An 18,001-nucleotide genomic window follows, 5' to 3' on the forward strand; every position below is an offset into this window, starting at 1 on the left:
GGGGCTTGGACACGAATAAGGGGCGTGCAGCCGCTGCTGCTTCACCCCCTATTCGTTTCCTAGTAAGACAAGGTACGGCATCCCAACTGCGAGTTGTACGCAGCAAATATTGAGACCGCAATGCCGTAAGTGCAGACGCGGTATTGGCCCCGGGCGGTGATGGGGACCAATGTCGAATAGCCGTGGTCACCCACTGTCTGCAGGGCGCTGTTGACATCCGGCCGCTTCAAATTCGCGGTGAACGCGTAGCCTTTTGTGCTGCCGTCCGGATAGGTGACGTAGGCATGCACAGGATTGGATATGCCGGGCAACGCAGGATCGAGGGTCCAGCCTTGCGCTACAACGGCAGCCTGTCCGTTGGACACCTGAATGCCGGCGCTGTCGAGGAACCCCATGGTGGGCGGCGTAGAACTGACGGTCAAGTTCCTGCAACCAAGCAAGGTGGGCCCGTTGGAGACGGGCGCCACGCCCGCGGCCTGGACACAGACCGAGTAGGTGCCGGTTGCGGTGATGGGAAGCCCGGCTTGGAAACCATGATCACCCACTGTCCCCAGCGCGGAGTTCACGTCCGGCCTTTTCAGGTTTGCCGTGACGTTTACAGGCGCAGGAGTCGTCAGGGTTGTTCCATCTTTGGCGGAAACGTACACGTTGACAGGAATGCTCGTGGCGGGCTGGGTGGGATCCAAAGCCCAACCGGTGACCTGAAGGGCCGCAGAGTTGGCCGTCTGGATTATGGATAGGGTGTCGTAACTTCCGATGGGCGATGGATTCGCGTCGATACTTACAGTCCTGCACTCCAAAGGAGTGTTTGCATTCTGGCCTATCGCATATGCGCAGACCTTGTAAGACCCTGGAGCTGTTACGGGTACCTGATAGTCGAAACCGTGGTTCGAACCCAGGCCCGTCGCTGATTGCACGTCTGGCCGGGAGGTGTTGGCCGTCATGCGGTAACCGGTAGTTGTCCCATTCGGTGCCGTTACGTAGGCGTCTGCGTACGACGATGCGGATGGATTGGCCTGGTCGACTGCCCACCCTTTGAGTTGCAATGTGACTTTGTCAGCCGCAACGACCTTTGTGAGGCTGTCAAAGCTGCCTACAGGCACCCCGATCCCTGTAGCGGTGACGCTCTTGCAGCCAAGGGGCGTATTGCCGAAAGTGCCAATCGAATAGGCGCATGCGGTGTATGTGCCTGATTGGGTAATAGGGACAGATCCGTCGAAACCGTGGTTGGGTCCGTAGCCCAGGGCTTGGTCGACATCGGGTCTGTAGGCATTGGCCGTCCATGCATACCCGGTGGTGGTGCCACCCGGCGACGTGACGTACACGTGTGTCTGGTTCGCGGCGGCGGTGTTTGCAAGATCAACCGACCAGCCACGCGCACGTAGCGAAAACTGGGTTCCGCTGCCTGTTATCGACAGGGAATCAAAGCTTCCCGTGGGAAGCGCGGACCCTGCCAGCCGCTGCAGTGACGGGTAGTCACCGTTCCAGACGTTCGAGTCGCCCGCGAACGGTCCAGTGCTGCTGTACTGCCAAATGCTGTAGGTGCTCCAACTGCCTGTCGGAATCGGCCCGGCATCGTTGGTAGGCGCACCCGGGTAAGCGGCCACCCACAGCGGATAGTCACCGAAGCCTGACGGGCTGCCCAGGCACTGGTTCCACCAGTTTGTGTTTGTGTAGATTGCCGGAAGCCGGCCGGTCAACGACTTCATGGTGTTACCAAAGTCCTGGACCCAGGAGGTCAGCTGCTCGGGCGTCATGTTGTAGCAAGTATTTCCGAAGTAGAAACCGTTGATGGTGCGGCCCGCGTACGGATTGAACTCGAAGTCTAGGACGGGAGGCATGGTGTAACCGTCGGCTGACCAGCCACCTCCGTTCGCTACGAAGTACCGTGCCTGGTCGGCTCCCGACGACCAGTTCGGGATCGCGAAGTGGTACGCGCCGCGAATCATTCCGACATCCCGCGAGCCTTGGTACTGCGCGCTGAATTGGTCGTTTGTCATGTAATTGCCCTCGCTGGCCTTTACATATGCAAATCTCGCACCCATGTTCCACTGCTGCTGCCAGTCGACGTTAGGCTGGTAGCCACTGACATCGAGTCCTTGGACCCCGAATGTCGGCATCCAGGTTCCTTCGGTAGAGAGCGACTCCATGCTCGGGCTTTTTGTGGCGGGAGTATTTGAGGAGGCTGTCACCCTGGCGGAGCGTTGGCCCATTTCAGCGCCGCGGCCGACTGCTTCTGCCATCGTTTGCGATGCCGACGCGGACGGAGTCCGGGCGGACGGAGCTGACGGGGTGGGCGCGGGCACCGGCGTGGACGTGCCAGCGGTAACGGAAGGACTGGGGCTGGGGGTCGCGGCGGCCGCATTACCCGGCACGGCACTTTGATTTGATGACGGCGAGGGAGAGGGCGTGGACTCTACTGCGGCGGCAAACCCCGTAAGACCTGGACCCGTCAGCAGGGAGGTGGCGAGTACGACGGTCGCGATAAATTTCAGGGCTTGGTGACGGGACTGAGACAGGTTCCGCTTCATATGTGCTCCGGAGACAAACAAGCGCTCCACTGAGCGCTCATTCTTGATTGCTGCTCAGGTGCTTCCCCCCAGGGAAGGCACGTGGGACAGGTGGTGGCGACAATTAACGCGCTCACCATAGCATCGCGGAGTGCCATGTAACCAGTGGTTCTGATGTTGCCCATGTGACTCATGTAGCCCAAGAGCTGCGCTCACGGCAGGAAAACTGGGCTCGGAACATGCCATACCGGGAAATGCGTTCCAAAAAGAAAGCGCAGAAATGGTGGTCCATACCTGCCCAGCTGCAGTTCAGGCGCGGGATTTCTCCAGTGGCGCTACCTTGTTCTTGAAAATCCATTCCCTGTAAAGGAAATAGTTCCAAACTGTGGTGAGCACGGTAGAGGTTCCCTTGCCGATTATGTAATACCACCCCAGGGCGTCAAATCCGGTGACGATGAAGTCGCTGACAACGACATTGAAAACCACTAGGGAGATGTACTTTGCGGCACTAATACCGTGATGATTGGTGGCCTGGAAGGTGAAGATGCGCTGCAGAAAGTAGTTGAAGACCAGACTTACTAGGAAAGCGATTGGAGTCGCTATGACGAGATCTACGCCCACTACCTCGTGAAGGAGTACAAGAAGCCCCAAATCTAAAGCAAACGAGAGCCCGCCCACGAAGAGGAATCTGAGCACGGAGTTCTGGTACAACTTTTGGGCCCGAGTGCGCAGGACACTACTTTTTCCGCGTGTTCTGCTGGTTGGTGTTGTGGTTCTTGAAAATCGCACGCGCCCTGGTGCCCTCCCCGGCATAACGGAGACTCCAGACGTTCTGAGCTGACCTCCTAGTAACATCAAATTATCATGCCGAGAACTCAATCAAAACGACTCGCCCTCCCGGGGCCAGCCCCTGCCGGTCGCCCGGAACGCCCTTCTTCCGCCAAAGTGCTGATTGTCGCCTGGCTATTGATCGGACTGCTGGGCACTGTATGGTGCTTCGCTTCCCCCCTGATGTCGGCCCCTGACGAGCCGGCCCACACGGTGAAGGCTGCGGCAGTGGCACGGGGGCAGTTCACTGGCAGCTCCACCGGTGTTCAAGGTGAGCGTCTGGCGGTTCAAGTCCCGGGCTACATCGCAAAATTGGAAAGCAATCTCTGCTTCGCGCACCATCCGGAAGTGACGGCAAACTGTGCCTTGCCCATTAATGCCGCCGACAGGGGGACAACAACCGCGTTTACCTCAGCAGGTAACTACAATCCCGTGTACTACGGGATTGTAGGGTTGGCAAGCCGTGGATTGAGCGGCGCAACGGCTCTCTATGCCATGCGGCTGGTAAGCACTTGGGTGTGCGCCTTCTTCCTTGCCACAATATTTTGGGCAGCCTCCAGTCTTCGGCGCTTCGTCTGGCCTTCGCTCGCGGCAGCCGTCGCCATAACGCCCGCGGTCCTCTTCCTGTCGGCGAGCATCAATCCCACTGCCTTGGAAATCAGCACGGCTGCCAGCGTCTTTATGTGCCTTTGCTCTTTGCTGGAGCGCAGCCGCGCGCTGCAAGACTCGCATGCGAAGATCTGGTGCGTGGCTGCTGCGGGGGCACTTCTTGCCAACACACGCCCGGTCTCATTGCTGTGGCTGGCTGTTGTGGTAGCTGCCGCCGTCCTCGCCTACGACCTGCAAGCGTTCGGGCGGGTCTTCCGATATCGTCCAGGCTGGGTTCCCGTGGCCGTCTTGGGGCTGGCTTGCGTGTTTGCGCTTGGCTGGGTTGTCAGCTCCAACAGCTTTGACAGCCTTTTGGCCGGCACTCCCGTCCCCAGCGACGTGGCGGCAGTCACAATGGCAGACCGCACCTTTATCTACGTTCCCGAATACGTGGGGGTCCTTGGCTGGTTGGATACACCTCCGCCACCTGCCGTGGTGTATGCGTGGGTTCTGGCCATGGGCGTTGTTCTGATAGTCGGCATGACCGCCAGACCCCTGCGGGCAAGATGGTCTGTAGCTTTGCTGACTGTGGTTGTACTGGTGGCGCCGGTGGCGTTGCAAGCGTCGTCAAGCGAGAAAGTGGGATGGATCTGGCAGGGGCGCTACATCCTGGCGGTGCTGGTGGCCCTGCTCCTGGCGTGTGGAGTCGCGGGACGTTTCGCTCCATTCCGAAGGTCCTCGCGTACTTTGTCCATAGTCAGGTGGAGTCTCGTGGTGGGGGCGCTTGCCCACACATATCTTCTGCTTGAAGGCTTGAGGCGATACACCGTTGGGAATATGGAAGGTCATGTGAACTGGACAGAAATGTTCGCGCCCCACTGGCAGCCGCCGTTTTCCTGGCAAGCACTGGCGGTCGCTTACGTCGCCGTTCTGGCTGCGGCCGGATACTCACTCTACCGCTTGCTGACATCGTCGCCGGGCGGGACTGGTCCAAGGAGCCGCCAGAGCGTGGTTTGAGCCAGAGTATCCGCGAGGAAAGGCAACGGGCCTGAGTAGCGGCCAAAGGACCGCGAACAGCTCGTTGGGATAAAGACCAATACACTGCCCCTTAAGAAGCACCATTATGTTGTCCACAAGTGGGCTCCAAGACTTGTTGCGGCGGCACCGTCTCCTTAGGCTGTAACCCAGTCGCACTGCCTCCGCTGGGGGCGGCAGTTGTATGGGGGAACATATGGACGCGCTGGGAATTGTCGAGGACGAAGTCCGCGAACTTATCCGCCGCCGCGGGCTGGACCCGCTAAGGCAGGCCAACGAGGTCCGGCGGTTGGTTGAAGCAGCAGTAACGGACTATGACGAACGGGCCCTGATGGGACCTTTGCCGCCCATTGGCCCTCTCGATGCAGCCCGCCGGTTTCTCTTCGATGCTGTTGCAGGTTTCGGTGTGCTTCAACCACTGCTGGATGACATTTCGATCGAGGAAATCTGGCTCAACGCGCCCAACGAAATTTATGTTGCGCGCAATGGCGAGTCTGAGCTGACATCGCTGAGCCTCACGGAGCAGCAGGTGCGCGGCCTCGTGGAACGTATGCTCAAGAGCTCCGGCAGGAGGCTCGACATGTCCTCTCCGTTCGTCGATGCCGCGCTGCCGGACGGTTCGAGGCTGCACGTGGTTATCCCCGACGTCACCCGCCGTCACTGGGCAGTGAACATCCGCAAGTTCGTGGTGAAAGCCAGCCGCCTGGAACATCTCGTGGAGTTGGGGACGCTGACGCCGCAGGCAGCACGCTTTCTCGGCGCGGCGGTGTCCAGCGGCCTCAACATCCTGGTATCGGGAGCAACCCAGGCCGGCAAAACCACCATGCTGAATTGTTTGGCCGCCAGCATCGGAAGCCGCGAACGTGTCATCACCGTCGAGGAAATCTTCGAACTGCAGTTTCCCCTCCGGGACGTGGTGGGGCTCCAGTGCCGTCAACCGAACCTCGAGGGTGAGGGAGAAATTCCGCTCCGCCGCCTGGTAAAGGAAGCACTTCGGATGCGTCCGGACCGGCTGGTTGTGGGGGAGGTGCGCGAAGCGGAGAGCCTGGACATGCTTATCGCCCTGAACTCCGGGCTTCCGGGAATGTGTACGGTGCACGCGAATTCGGCTCATGACGCAGTTACCAAGATCTGCACGCTACCGCTGCTGGCGGGAGAGAACATCTCAAGTGCGTTCGTTGTGCCAACAGTCGCTTCGTGCATCGATCTGGTAGTTCACTGCAGCAGGAGCGCTGACGGACGCCGGCAAGTCACCCAGATCCTGTCGTTGGGCCGCCGGGTGGAGAACGGCATCATCGAGTCGTCCTTGGTGTTTTGTTTGGAAAATGGCGTTCTGCAGCCACGAGCCAACGCCATGCCTTCGGCGGAGAAATTCTCAAGGGCGGGCTTCGACGTCGCCGCACTGCTGGACCCGCGATGATCTCGGCGTTGGTGGGAACCGTGGCCGGGGTTGGGCTCTTCCTGATCTGGTGGTCCTGCTGGGAAATGCCGGACCGCGGAAACAGGCAGCGGAACCCGGGACGCCTGGCTGACCTCCTGGCTGCCGCTGGGGTAGATAAAGTGTCCGTGCGCAGTCTGGCCGGGACTTGTCTTGGGCTTGGAATTTTCGTCGCCCTTGTCTTTTACGCGGTCAGCCGTTCCTGGCCGATCGCGGGATGCTTTGGACTCTTCGGCATGTGGCTGCCCATCACCATCCTGCGATGGCGCGCAAGGAAGAGGACAGCGATGCTCCGTCAACTGTGGCCCGACGTCGTCGATCACCTCCGTTCCGCGATCCGCGCAGGGCTGCCCTTGCCCGAGGCCCTGATCCAGCTGGGAGAGAAGGGGCCAGAGGAGTTGCGGCCCATTTTCCGCGAATTTGGTGCCGACTACCGCGCCGGCGGCCAGTTTGATGGGTCCCTGAGCAAGCTGAAAAAGCGGCTGGCCGACCCCGTGGCTGACCGTATTATCGAAGCGCTGCGGCTCACACGGGAAGTGGGCGGCTCCGACCTGGGAAAGCTCTTGGGAACACTGGCCGAGTTCCTGCGGGAAAGCGCCCGGACCCGCAGTGAGCTCGAGGCGCGGCAATCCTGGACGATTAACGCTGCCCGGCTCGCGGTCGCCGCACCGTGGATCGTGATGATCCTGCTCGCCACCAGACCGGAAGCCATCCAGGCCTACAACACGCCGACAGGGGCAGCAGTGCTGGTCGGGGGCCTTGTGGTCTCGCTGGTTTGCTACACGGCCATGCTGAGGATCGGTGCCTTGCCGCAGGATGAAAGAGTGCTCCGGTGATCTTCCTTTCCCCCGCGGCTGTGATGTGCGGAATGGGGCTCGGCCTCGGATTATGGCTGGTGATCTTTCGGTCACCTCCGATGCGCCCCATGACGCTGTCTGACCGGATTGAACCCCAGCTGAAGTCACAGAACCTGGAGTCGCGACTTCTCCGCGCCGGCGAGCAGAACCTGACACCGTTTGGACCGCTTGAACGCATCCTCCGTCCCGTATTCCGGGATTGGTTATCCGCGCTCGGAAAGCTCAACCCTTCGCCAGGCGCCACAGCCCGGCGCCTGGCGCAGGCGGGAATCAATAAAGCACCCATCGACTTCCGCGCGGAGCAGTTGCTATGGGCGGCCGCCGGCTTCGTTTTGTCCCTGACCATCATCATCGTTGGTGCCGCAGCGGGCAGGTTCAGCCCCCTCCTCGCGGCTGTCGTGATCATCGGCAGCGCCGGAGCGGGGTTTGTGCTGCGGGACTACTGGCTCGGCGTCCAGGTCCGCAGGCGGGAAACACGAATGATGGCAGAATTTCCCAGCTTGGCGGAACTGATGGCCCTCGCGGTGGGAGCAGGGGAGAGCGCGACCGGCGCTTTGGACAGGGTCTGCAGGAGCGCCAAGGGTGAACTGTCCAGGGAATTCTCGAAAATCCTTGCTGAGACAAGGGCCGGCAAACCCCTCGTCCTGGCGTTGCAGGAGTTCTCAGCGCGAACCGACTTGGCGCCGCTGGTCAGGTTCGTCGACGGAATCGTCGTGGCGGTGGAACGAGGGACACCCCTCGCGGACGTGCTCCGCGCCCAAGCGCAGGACGTACGAGATTCAGCGAAGCGCGACCTCATGGAAGCTGCAGGTAAGAAGGAGATTGCCATGATGGTCCCGCTTGTATTCGGAGTACTTCCCTTGACCGTGGTATTTGCCGTTTTCCCCGGTCTCGCAGCGATCAACCTCGGATTCTGATGAAGCGGAAAAGCCCCTCGACCGCACCCAGCAACAGCTGCACACGCCCTCAACGAAACAGGAATAGGACGCAACGATGAAAACCATGGGAATCCGCTTCGGGATGCTGCTTCTTGGCCTCGCGGCTATGTTGCAACTTCAGATGATCCGGACGGTTAGTCCGTATCGGCTACAGGCCGGAAAGTTCGACGGCGGACGGCTTGGCCGCCAGGAACCCCCGGCAAGCCTTGGCGACAGCACTGAACGCGGGGACGTACCAGGCTGGGTAATGATCACCCTTATGTCCGCGGTGTTGGTGGCAGCCCTTTTGGCGCTCGCGGGTCCCGCCCTGGAAGCCATGTTCAACCAGGCGATGGACAAGGTAGGAAACTGAACCATGGGGAGGTCCGCTCCCCGGCCGCAGGAGCAGCACGGTCTTGCCCGGGCAGCCGAGCAGGGTTCAGCCGTTGTGGACTTTGTCCTGGTGGGTGGGCTGCTGACGATGTTCTTCCTGGCGATACTCCAACTGACCCTGGTCCTGCACGTCAGAAATACACTCATCGACGCCGCCGCATCCGGGGCGAGATACGGGACCCTCGCGGACCGCAACGGCAAGGATGCTGAAGAACGGACACGCGGGCTCATCAGCACGGCCCTCAACCAGGGCTTCGCGGAGCAGGTCAGTGCCAAGGAAGTGAATTTCCAAGGGATGCGCACCCTGGAGGTCACGGTCCGGGCCCCAATGCCTGTCATTGGTCTTATCGGACCCAGGGACGTGCTGGAGGTGAAGGGGCATGCTGCTGTCCAGCCCTGAACCACCCGGTTTCAACAGAACGCCCCGTTCAAACCCGGTACCGCACTCCGCGCCGCGGCCCCGCTTACGGAGCCGCCTTGCTGAAGTACTTTGCCGGGAAAAGCCGGAGGACATCATCCAGTGCCCGTATCCTGCGCGCAGTGCGGAACGACCTCAGCATGGCCCGGACCGTGAGCAGGGAAGCGCGGTGGTCGAGTTTACGTTCCTTGCACTCCTGCTGATGGTCCCGCTGGTGTATTTCGTCATAACCGTCGGGCAGATCCAGGGAGGATCCTTCGCCGTCGTGGGCGCCGCGGACCAGGCAGCCAAGGTCTACGTAGCCCAACCCGATGCCGGCAGTGCCCAGGCTGCTGCGGAGCAGGCGGTGGCACTGGCACTCTCCGATTTCGGCCACCAGGCGGGCCGGGCAACTATGAGCACCCTCTGCAGCCCGGCCGACTGCCAGGCCGCGGGCAGCACTGTAACGGTGACCGTCAACCTCAGCGTGCCCCTGCCTTTCATGCCTTTTGCCGACAGGTTGTCCGCCACCGAGGTGCAGGCTTCTTCTTCCCAGCTCGTGGGGCGTTACCGATGAACCGCCCGGAGCCAGACCAGGATGGCCAGTTGATGGTCATGATCCTCGGCTACGTGCTCCTCGCGCTTCTGGTGGCGACGGTGGTCATCGGCATTTCCTCCGTTTATCTGGAGCACAAACGCCTGCTGTCCCTGGCGGACGGGGCCTCGCTTGCCGCTGCCGACAGCTACACCCTCGGCGAAGTCTCAACGCAGGGCGGCAGCCCCTCTGCTGTCCTCAACCCGGCACGCGTCCGGAACGTGGCAGCAGACTTTGTTGCAAGGAGCCCCGCTTCGCAGCGTTTCTCCAGCCTTGCGGTCACCGGGGCGACGGGAACGCCGGACGGGTCCACCGCCGTCGTTGTCCTCACGGCCGCCGTCCACCCGCCAGTGGTGAACTTCCTCATTCCTGACGGGATTCCCATTGAGGCAACGTCAACGGCGCGCTCGAGGTTGACCCGGTAGGACGCCGGGAAAGGCAGGATTCGGCAATAGCGTAGGCTTAAACCACCATGGCCAATATTGACTTTTCCGCTGAAATCCGTGCGCTGCGCGCCACCTACGAGTCCATCGAACGCGTCACCGACGTGGAGGCGCTCAAGGAAGACATCGCCGAACTCAGCGAGCGGGCGGGGGAACCGAACCTCTGGGACGATCCCGCGGCCGCGCAAAAAGTCACCTCCAGGCTCTCGCACCGGCAGTCCGAACTGGAACGCCTCACCAACCTCGAGTCCCGGATCGACGACCTTGAGGTTCTGGTGGAGCTTGGCCAGGACGAAGACGACGCCGACTCGATGGGGGAGGCCGCCGCCGAACTTGAGTCCATCAAAAAGGCACTCAAGGACCTGGAAGTAGTCACCCTGCTGTCCGGCGAGTACGACGAACGCGAAGCCGTAGTTTCCATTCGGGCCGGCGCGGGCGGTGTGGATGCCGCAGACTTTGCCGAAATGCTCATGCGGATGTACCTGCGTTGGGCTGAGCGGCACGGGTACCCCACCACTGTCATGGACACCTCCTACGCCGAGGAAGCCGGACTGAAGTCGGCCACTTTCGAGGTTAAGGCTCCGTTTGCCTACGGCACGCTCAGCGTGGAAGCCGGCACCCACCGCCTTGTCAGGATCAGCCCGTTCGACAACCAGGGTCGCCGGCAGACGTCATTCGCGGCCGTTGAAGTCATCCCGCTGATTGAGCAGACGGATTCCATCGAGATCCCGGACAACGAAATCCGCGTGGATGTCTTCCGTTCATCCGGTCCTGGCGGCCAGTCGGTCAACACCACTGACTCGGCGGTCCGCCTCACCCACATCCCCACCGGCACCGTGGTCTCCATGCAGAATGAGAAATCGCAGCTGCAGAACCGCGCAGCTGCCATGCGCGTGCTGCAGTCCCGCCTCCTGCTGCTGAAGAAGGAACAGGAGGACGCGGAAAAGAAGGCGCTGGCCGGCGACGTCAAGGCCTCCTGGGGCGACCAGATGCGCTCTTATGTCCTGAACCCGTACCAAATGGTGAAGGACCTGCGCACCGAACACGAGGTGGGCAACACGTCGGCGGTGTTCGACGGCGAGATTGACGATTTCATTGACGCGGGCATCCGCTGGCGCACGGATAACCGTAACGCCGAAAAGTAGGATGCCTTCCTGGAGGGCCGTCGGGTGATGCGGCGACACGCCCCCGAAAGCCCGCCCAACCGCCGCCGATTCTGCGTATAGTCAAGGGGCCGGGGCCCTACTTTCCCCCAAACGAAAAACCCGTGCACCGGCTGCAGAACTGGGCTGCATCAGACGGATGAGCCATGCCCTGCAGGGTACTTAGGGCCATGATCCGATTCGAAAATGTCACCAAGGTTTACGACCAGAAAGCCCGACCGGCACTGGATTCCATTGACCTTGAGATCGACCGCGGCGAATTCGCCTTCCTCGTTGGCGCCTCAGGGTCCGGCAAATCCACTTTCCTCCGGCTGGTGTTGAAGGAAGACCGCGCCACCTCCGGTGCGGTGTACGTCGCTGGCCAAAACGTCGCCAAAATTTCCAGCTGGCGGGTTCCGCGCCTCCGCCGCGGCATCGGCGTCGTCTTCCAGGACTTCCGCCTCCTGCCGCAGAAGAACGTGTTCGCCAACGTCGCGTTCGCCATGCAGGTCATCGGCAAGAGCCGCAGCGTGATCCGCGATACAGTCCCCGAGGTCCTTAAGACAGTCGGGCTCGAAGGCAAGGAACACCGCATGCCGCACGAGCTGTCCGGCGGCGAGCAGCAGCGCGTTGCCATTGCGCGCGCCGTAGTCAACCGGCCCGGGATCCTCCTCGCAGACGAGCCGACGGGAAACCTCGATCCCACCACCTCCATGGGAATCATGGGCGTTCTGGACAAGATCAACCAGAATGGAACCACCGTGGTGATGGCCACCCACGACGACGACATCGTCAACGAAATGCGCAAGCGCGTGGTGGAACTCAAGAACGGCGTGGTGATCCGCGACGAAGCCAAGGCCCTTTACACCTCGATGATTCCCGTCGTCGGCCAGTCCCGGCGCCTGAAGGACGCCAGCGGCAGGGAAGCTCCCGACGGCGGCCTGCCGGGCAACGGCGCTGAAGGCGAGGCCCAGCGGTGAGGCTCGCATTCATTCTTTCCGAGATTGGCAGCGGCCTGCGCCGGAACCTTTCCATGGTGGTATCGGTCATCCTGGTGACCTTCGTGTCCCTCACGTTCGTAGGTGCGGCGGGCATGCTGCAAATGCAGATCAACCAGATGAAGGGCTACTGGTACGACAAGGTCCAGGTGGCCATCTTCCTCTGCAGCGACGGGTCCACTGCGCCCGGCTGCGCTTCCGGGCCTGTGACCCCCGAACAGCAGCAGGGCCTGAACGCACTCCTGGAATCCCCGGCTGTGGCGCAGTACATCAACGACTTCCAGTTCGAGTCCAAGGATGAGGCCTACAAGCACTTCAAGGACCAGTTCTCCAATTCGCCCATCGTGGATTCCGTGACCCCGGACCAGCTGCCGGCTTCGTTCCGGATCAACATGAAGGACCCGGAGAAGTACCAAATCATCAGCGAGACGTTCTCCTCACAGCCCGGCGTGGAGACGGTCATCGACCAGCGACAGCTGCTGGAACGCCTCTTCTCGGTGATGAACGGGGCATCCCTGGTGGCAGTGGGCATCGCGGGAGTCATGATCGTCTGCGCGATCCTGCTTATTGCCACCACGATCAGGCTCTCCGCCTTCAGCAGGCGCCGGGAGACCGGCATCATGCGGCTCGTGGGTGCATCCAAAACTGTCATCCAGCTGCCGTTCATCCTCGAAGGCGTCATTGCTGCAGTAATCGGCGCGGCCTTGGCGTCGGGCACCCTGTGGGCCGTAGCGCAGTTCTTCCTGGGCGACTACATGTCCCGCCAATACCCGGATACGGCCTTCATTTCGTCCGGCCAGACCCTCATCCTCGCACCGGCGCTGCTGGTCCTTGGCGCATCCTTGGCAGGAATTTCGTCCCTCTTGACCCTTCGTAGATATTTGCGCGTTTAGGCTGTGCACACCGACCAAGGAATGCCCATGAACGATACTGATCAAACCGCGACCCGGGCCCGGCGAAGCCGGGGACGGTCAGCTGCCCGCCGTTTGGGGCTCGTCAGCGGCGTGCTCACCGTCATCCTTTCCGCAGGCATGGCCGTGGCCACCCCCGTGGCGTTCGCAGACGACCTCGAAGACCGGAAAGCCGCGCTCGAGGCCGAAGCAGCCCGCGTCCAGGCGTCCCTTGAGTTTGTCGATTCCCGAATCGCAAAGGCCGCCGGCGACCTGGTGATCTACCAGGGCCAGCTCCCGGGGGCACAGCAAGCGCTGCTTGACGCGCAGGGCCGCGTGGCCAGCGCAGTCAAAGAATCGGAAGCACTCGCTGCACGCGTCGACATGGCGCAGCAAAACAAAGCCAAGATCACCCAGCAGCTGGAAACCGACAAGCAGAAGATTGCGGATACCAAGAAGCTGATCGGCCAGATCGCGACCCAGGCCTACAAATCCGGCGGCGTCCCCTCCAACCTGTCGCTCTTTTTCGGGTCCAACGGCGGGGGCAGCCTCACCGACACCATGGACTTGGCGGACCAGGCCATGCGCAGCCAGAACGCCGCCATGGACAAGCTGAGCCAGCAGAACGCGACCAACGTGAACTCGGAAGCCCGGCTTCAGGCTGTGGAAGCGGAAATCAAGGACCTCAAGGCCAAAGCTGACGCCGCGCTTGAACGGGAGAAGGCTGCACGCGACGAGGCAGCGGCCAAAAAGGCCCAGGTGGACCAGCTGATTGCCGACACCACCCGTCTCGACGCTGAACTCCAGGCCGCCAAACCCGGAATCCAGGCGCAACTGGCGGGCGTCCAGGCCAACCAGAACCAAGTGGCCAATGAAATTGCCGAACGCGACCGCAAGGCCCGCGAGGCATGGGAAGCGGAACAGCGCCGGCAGGCTGCCGCTGCTGCCGCCGCCGCTGCCGCCGCAGCCGCGGCAGCGAACCGCCCGGCCCCGCCCGTCCAGCCTTACGTCCCGCCGGCAGCCGGTTCGCCGTCGGCCTTTGGACTTCGCCATCCCTTCGACGGCAGCATCCCCATCACCTCCGGCTTTGGATACCGGACCACTCCGCCGGGAACAATCGACTTCTACGGCACGGGCGGGTACATGCACACCGGCATCGACTTCGGCGCGGCCTGCGGCACTCCCGTGTACGCGGCGGCCGCCGGGGAAGTCTTCAGCTCAGGGTGGAACTCCGCCGACGGCGGTGGGTGGCGTGTCAAGATCGACCACGGCATGGTGCAGGGCAACACCCTCACCACCATCTACTACCACAACTCCAGCATCGTGGTCTCGAACGGCCAAAGGGTCTCGCAGGGGCAGCTCATCGCCTACTCGGGCAGTACCGGTAACTCCACGGGCTGCCACGCCCACTTCGAGACCTGGCTCAACGGCCAGGCCGTCGACCCCATGGGGCTGCTGTAGGCAGCAACCGCCTGCCGTAGACTGGTATAGCTCCGGCGCCACTGGCCGGACCGTCCAACCTGAACCTGAGGAGTTTTCCCGTGCCGAAAGAAAGTGGCCGTAAGGTGGTGGCCACCAACCGCAAGGCCCGGCATGACTATCACGTGCTGGACACCTACGAGGCCGGCATCGCGCTGATGGGCACCGAAGTGAAGTCCCTGCGCGAGGGGCACGCCTCCATGGTGGACGGATTCTGCACTTTTTATAACGACGAACTGTGGATGGAAGCGATCCACATCCCCGAATACAACCAGGGGAGCTGGACCAACCATGCCGCCAGGCGGCGTCGCAAGCTGCTGCTGCACCGCGAGGAACTCATCAAGATCTCGCGCAAAGTCCAGGAGGCCGGGTACACGGTGGTTCCGCTGCAGCTCTACTTCGTCGACGGCCGGGCCAAGGTGGAAATCGCCGTCGCCCGGGGCAAGCGGGAGTACGACAAGCGGCAGACCCTGCGCGAGCAGCAGGACAACCGTGAGGCGCAGCGCGAGATGCGGGAGCGCAACCGGCGCCGGTAGGAATTATTCCGGGCGGGTATGCGTTAGTATGGGTAGTCCGGCAGGCTTGCCAGCCGGTTTGGTAACAAAATACGGGGATGATCGGTTTCGACGATGTTAGTCGCGACAGGTGAAGCGGGCCGAGGATGCAGATTTATCTCGTAAACGCTGTCTGCAAACCAATAAGTGCCAATTCTAAGCGCACTGACTTCGCTCTTGCTGCCTAAGCAGTAAGACAGTCCGTCAGCCCGAGGTTGCTATCGCCCCGGATCCTGGCGTCATTTAGATAGCCACTGCTGTTTGCTCCCGTCATCGGAGCAAACGGGACTTTTAGGTGACTGGGCCCGGATCAGCCAGCTGTTTGCAGCATGGCTGGGGCCGAGAAATTCCGACGCAAACTGCGCCCGGAGAAGCCCTGACAACACGACATCGGACGGGGGTTCAATTCCCCCCATCTCCACCCCTGTGGTGGCTCGAGACATCCTTCACGGATGGGTCGAGTCATCGAAAAACACCCCGGTCCTCGGACCGGGGTGTTTTTTATTTCCTGTCGTGCGGCCGGGACGAGGAGGAGGACTACTGTATGGCCTCGTTGAATCTTTGCGCGACCACGGGAATGAGTGAGCGGATGTAGCTTCGTGCGGCATGGTCGTAGTCGGCGTAAACCTGCAGACCGCCGATTACTGCGTAGCAGGACTGGTTGTCGCAGAATTGGTCCGACATGTCGAGGACCTTCACATTGGGTTTACCCATGCCGCGGGCGGCGTCGGCGATCGGGTCGGGCTGCAGAGCGTCAGTTCGCGAATTAGCACAGTTGGTCGGGCTTAGCTGGTTGAGTGCGACGCAGTCGGGGCTGCTGTGGTGCAGCGTCAAAGGGGGGTCCCGAAAGACGAGGACCCGCGTCCCGGACGCTGTCCATGCCCGGAACCGCTGGACTACCGCGTCGTTGTACTGGTCCAATTGAGGACGGCCCGTTCCGTCATCAATTGTTTCACCCGCACCAAACGATGAGGCAAAGACCATATCGGGTTTCTCGCTGACAATCCGTTCTGTGACCTGTTTGCTCCAGGACAGGCATCGCTGTTGCGAGTGGGGGTCGTTTGCAGGGGTCCCCATGAAGGCAACGCGCTTCACGTCTACGTACGGACAACCTCCGACGAGGGATTCCTTTAGCTTCCACTTATGGAGCCGCGCGAGTTCGTATATGGCGCCTTTCCATTGTTCTGCATGGGAGTCGCCGATAAGCCAGACAATAGCTTCAGGCTGTGCTCCGCCGGTGAAGTCGCATTCCGTCAGGATCTTTTGGTCTTCGAAGGTTATGGGGTCAGCCGCGGGGTGACATTCTGGGGCGTCAAACCGCGGTGCTTCGTTTGGTCCCACATTCGCGACTTTGGCAGCACCGAAGGGGTCTGGGCAATTATTGCGTGCGTCAAGGCTCCTTGCCCCGTAGCAAGGGCCGCCGGAAAGTTCCTGGAGCTTCGCTGCTTCGGCTTCTTGTGCCTTGCCGAAGCCCAGCAAGAGACCACCGCACAATGCCCAGACGACTGCCATCGCCACAGCCGTGGAGCCAATCACGCGGAGCGGTTTGGCCGAGGGGAGGAGCTTGGTGCGGCCCGGGTCCTCAACCAACTTCTTTGATGCGTAGGCCAGCCCAACTGCCAGTACCAGGACGACGATCTTGTTGCCCGTCCACAGCGAGTGCCCCAGGACCGCCGGAGCCAACACGATCAAAGGCCAGTGCCACAGATAAAGAGAATAAGAAACGTCGCCCAGCAACTGCACGGGCTTGACCGAAAGTATCTGGTTTGGGGACCAGACCGGACCGTTGGGTCCCGCCGCGATCACGAGCAGAGTCCCGGTGACTGGAACGATCGCCGCAAAGCCCGGAAAGAGAGTCTGCTCGCTGAAGGAGAGGGCGGCGAAGGCTATCAAGCCGTAACCGAGCCACTGTGCGCCCCCTGACAAAGCCAAGTGCAGGCTCGGCAGCTTAAGACGCAGAATGCCCAACGCGTGGGCACCACCGATTGCCACCAAAGCCCCTGCCCCGAATTCCCATACTCGTGCAGGCGTTACGAAATATGCCGGGCTCTTGTTGGTATAGGTAAACCAGACACAGAAAGACAAAGCCAGGGCGCTGATGACGGCGACACCGAGTGCAAGGAATGCCTGGCGACGAAGCCGTAAGCGTGCTGCGGCCAGGAACAGCCCGACCAACAGCAGCGGCCAGAGCAGGTAGAACTGCTCTTCCACGGACAGGGACCAGTAGTGCTGCACTGTTGAAGCGAGCTCGTTATGTGCGGAATAGTCCACAGACTTCGCGGCCAGAACCCAGTTTTCAAAATAGGAAACAGATGCGGCGGTTTCCTGGGCTATGGAGACCCAGCGCGAGAAAGGCAGCAGGGCCCATGCAGCCAACAGCGATGCGACGGCCACTAGGGTTGCGGCCGGCAGCAACCTCTTGATCCGCCGGGCGTAAAACTTTCCGAGATGGATCCGGTTCGAGCGCTCAAGTTCCCCGAGCAGATGCTTGGTGATGAGGTACCCCGAGATCACGAAGAAAACATCTACGCCGATGTAACCGCCGGGAAGTCTTAGTGGCCATAGGTGATTGAGGACGACGAGTCCTACGGCCAGCGCACGCAGCGCCTGAATGTCCTTACGGGTGGCGTTGACCGCAGCTGTCCGCCGCAGGTCCGCCCGGGATAGCAAGACCTGTCCAGCCACTCGTACTCCTCAGGAATCTTCAATTAACGAACGCCGCCGACGTGATGGCATGCCCAGCTTCCTGGGGGTGTGCTTTTCTCATTCGGAATGAGGCGCCGCGCGGGAAAACCGCTGACATTACCCGAAAATTACACGACTGTACTTTATCACCGTCTACGACCGCGGTTGATCTGCGGGCGGGGTGCCACATCCTGCCCTGAACCGAGGCTCCGTCGCGAATGCCGGCCGGGCCTAAGTACTCTAGCGGGGCGG

The 18,001-nt window shown here is 61.5% G+C and carries 16 protein-coding genes and 1 other RNA gene; 14 read left to right on the top strand and 3 right to left on the bottom strand.

Annotation, left to right across the window (positions count from 1 at the left end):
- Positions 1-59: 59 nt before the first annotated feature.
- Together AC1DIP_RS03835 and AC1DIP_RS03840 are read right to left on the bottom strand one after the other, a co-directional pair.
- Positions 60-2,120, bottom strand: coding sequence for a lysozyme (locus tag AC1DIP_RS03835; protein WP_477732899.1), 2,061 nt, complete (start codon positions 2,118-2,120; stop codon positions 60-62).
- Between the two features lie 699 nt (positions 2,121-2,819).
- Positions 2,820-3,206, bottom strand: coding sequence for a GtrA family protein (locus tag AC1DIP_RS03840; RefSeq protein WP_477732900.1), 387 nt, complete (start codon positions 3,204-3,206; stop codon positions 2,820-2,822).
- Positions 3,207-3,455: 249 nt separating this feature from the next.
- On the opposite strand from AC1DIP_RS03840, the gene AC1DIP_RS03845 reads away from it, so the two are divergent.
- The 14 genes from AC1DIP_RS03845 to ssrA all read left to right on the top strand — a co-directional run bounded on the left by AC1DIP_RS03845 (position 3,456) and on the right by ssrA (position 15,488).
- On the top strand, positions 3,456-4,943 hold the full coding sequence (locus AC1DIP_RS03845; RefSeq protein WP_477732901.1) for a DUF2142 domain-containing protein: 1,488 nt from the start codon (positions 3,456-3,458) through the stop codon (positions 4,941-4,943).
- Between the two features lie 214 nt (positions 4,944-5,157).
- Complete coding sequence (locus AC1DIP_RS03850) at positions 5,158-6,381, top strand: CpaF family protein (RefSeq protein WP_477732902.1); 1,224 nt, start codon at positions 5,158-5,160, stop codon at positions 6,379-6,381.
- Positions 6,378-7,235, top strand: a complete 858-nt coding sequence (locus AC1DIP_RS03855; RefSeq protein ID WP_477732903.1) for a type II secretion system F family protein — start codon at positions 6,378-6,380, stop codon at positions 7,233-7,235. The genes AC1DIP_RS03850 and AC1DIP_RS03855 overlap by 4 nt, the downstream gene beginning before the upstream one ends.
- Positions 7,236-7,258: 23 nt before the next feature.
- Positions 7,259-8,173 carry a type II secretion system F family protein gene (locus AC1DIP_RS03860; RefSeq protein WP_477732946.1) on the top strand — a complete coding sequence of 305 codons (915 nt, stop codon included), beginning with the start codon at positions 7,259-7,261 and terminating at the stop codon, positions 8,171-8,173.
- A 76-nt stretch (positions 8,174-8,249) separates the two neighbouring features.
- Positions 8,250-8,546 carry a hypothetical protein gene (locus AC1DIP_RS03865; RefSeq protein ID WP_477732904.1) on the top strand — a complete coding sequence of 99 codons (297 nt, stop codon included), beginning with the start codon at positions 8,250-8,252 and terminating at the stop codon, positions 8,544-8,546.
- Between the two features lie 3 nt (positions 8,547-8,549).
- Complete coding sequence (locus AC1DIP_RS03870) at positions 8,550-8,966, top strand: TadE family protein (protein ID WP_477732905.1); 417 nt, start codon at positions 8,550-8,552, stop codon at positions 8,964-8,966.
- Complete coding sequence (locus tag AC1DIP_RS03875) at positions 8,947-9,540, top strand: hypothetical protein (RefSeq protein WP_477732906.1); 594 nt, start codon at positions 8,947-8,949, stop codon at positions 9,538-9,540. The genes AC1DIP_RS03870 and AC1DIP_RS03875 overlap by 20 nt, the downstream gene beginning before the upstream one ends.
- Positions 9,537-9,983: a pilus assembly protein TadG-related protein gene (locus tag AC1DIP_RS03880; RefSeq protein WP_477732907.1), complete on the top strand. Its 447-nt coding sequence runs from the start codon at positions 9,537-9,539 to the stop codon at positions 9,981-9,983. The genes AC1DIP_RS03875 and AC1DIP_RS03880 overlap by 4 nt, the downstream gene beginning before the upstream one ends.
- 47 nt (positions 9,984-10,030) lie before the next feature.
- The gene (gene prfB / locus AC1DIP_RS03885) at positions 10,031-11,146 is read left to right on the top strand and encodes a peptide chain release factor 2 (protein WP_477732908.1); all 1,116 of its coding nucleotides are present in this window, start codon (positions 10,031-10,033) and stop codon (positions 11,144-11,146) included.
- Positions 11,147-11,334: 188 nt separating this feature from the next.
- Positions 11,335-12,123: a cell division ATP-binding protein FtsE gene (gene ftsE, locus AC1DIP_RS03890; RefSeq protein WP_476211701.1), complete on the top strand. Its 789-nt coding sequence runs from the start codon at positions 11,335-11,337 to the stop codon at positions 12,121-12,123.
- Positions 12,120-13,034, top strand: a complete 915-nt coding sequence (gene ftsX, locus AC1DIP_RS03895) for a permease-like cell division protein FtsX (RefSeq protein WP_476211700.1) — start codon at positions 12,120-12,122, stop codon at positions 13,032-13,034. The genes ftsE and ftsX overlap by 4 nt, the downstream gene beginning before the upstream one ends.
- Before the next feature lie 27 nt (positions 13,035-13,061).
- Complete coding sequence (locus tag AC1DIP_RS03900; protein WP_477732909.1) at positions 13,062-14,492, top strand: peptidoglycan DD-metalloendopeptidase family protein; 1,431 nt, start codon at positions 13,062-13,064, stop codon at positions 14,490-14,492.
- An 80-nt stretch (positions 14,493-14,572) separates the two neighbouring features.
- Positions 14,573-15,046, top strand: coding sequence for an SsrA-binding protein SmpB (gene smpB, locus AC1DIP_RS03905; protein ID WP_141160006.1), 474 nt, complete (start codon positions 14,573-14,575; stop codon positions 15,044-15,046).
- Between the two features lie 73 nt (positions 15,047-15,119).
- Positions 15,120-15,488: a transfer-messenger RNA gene (gene ssrA, locus AC1DIP_RS03910) on the top strand.
- A 113-nt stretch (positions 15,489-15,601) separates the two neighbouring features.
- On the opposite strand, the gene AC1DIP_RS03915 is transcribed toward ssrA, so the two are convergent.
- Entirely contained in the window at positions 15,602-17,749 is a 2,148-nt protein-coding gene (locus AC1DIP_RS03915) for an acyltransferase family protein (RefSeq protein WP_477732910.1), read from the bottom strand.
- Between the last annotated feature and the right edge of the window lie 252 nt (positions 17,750-18,001).

Source organism: Pseudarthrobacter sp. 05T312 (assembly GCF_056396685.1).

Excerpts from the sequence above, each read along its gene's own strand:
- prfB (WP_477732908.1), top strand. The coding sequence starts at position 10,031 with ATGGCCAATATTGACTTTTCCGCTGAAATCCGTGCGCTGCGCGCCACC.
- AC1DIP_RS03875 (WP_477732906.1), top strand. The coding sequence starts at position 8,947 with ATGCTGCTGTCCAGCCCTGAACCACCCGGTTTCAACAGAACGCCCCGT.
- AC1DIP_RS03865 (WP_477732904.1), top strand. The coding sequence starts at position 8,250 with ATGAAAACCATGGGAATCCGCTTCGGGATGCTGCTTCTTGGCCTCGCG.
- AC1DIP_RS03900 (WP_477732909.1), top strand. The coding sequence starts at position 13,062 with ATGAACGATACTGATCAAACCGCGACCCGGGCCCGGCGAAGCCGGGGA.
- AC1DIP_RS03850 (WP_477732902.1), top strand. The coding sequence starts at position 5,158 with ATGGACGCGCTGGGAATTGTCGAGGACGAAGTCCGCGAACTTATCCGC.
- AC1DIP_RS03880 (WP_477732907.1), top strand. The coding sequence starts at position 9,537 with ATGAACCGCCCGGAGCCAGACCAGGATGGCCAGTTGATGGTCATGATC.
- ftsE (WP_476211701.1), top strand. The coding sequence starts at position 11,335 with ATGATCCGATTCGAAAATGTCACCAAGGTTTACGACCAGAAAGCCCGA.
- AC1DIP_RS03855 (WP_477732903.1), top strand. The coding sequence starts at position 6,378 with ATGATCTCGGCGTTGGTGGGAACCGTGGCCGGGGTTGGGCTCTTCCTG.
- AC1DIP_RS03835 (WP_477732899.1), bottom strand. The coding sequence starts at position 2,120 with ATGCCGACATTCGGGGTCCAAGGACTCGATGTCAGTGGCTACCAGCCT.
- AC1DIP_RS03860 (WP_477732946.1), top strand. The coding sequence starts at position 7,259 with ATGTGCGGAATGGGGCTCGGCCTCGGATTATGGCTGGTGATCTTTCGG.
- AC1DIP_RS03870 (WP_477732905.1), top strand. The coding sequence starts at position 8,550 with ATGGGGAGGTCCGCTCCCCGGCCGCAGGAGCAGCACGGTCTTGCCCGG.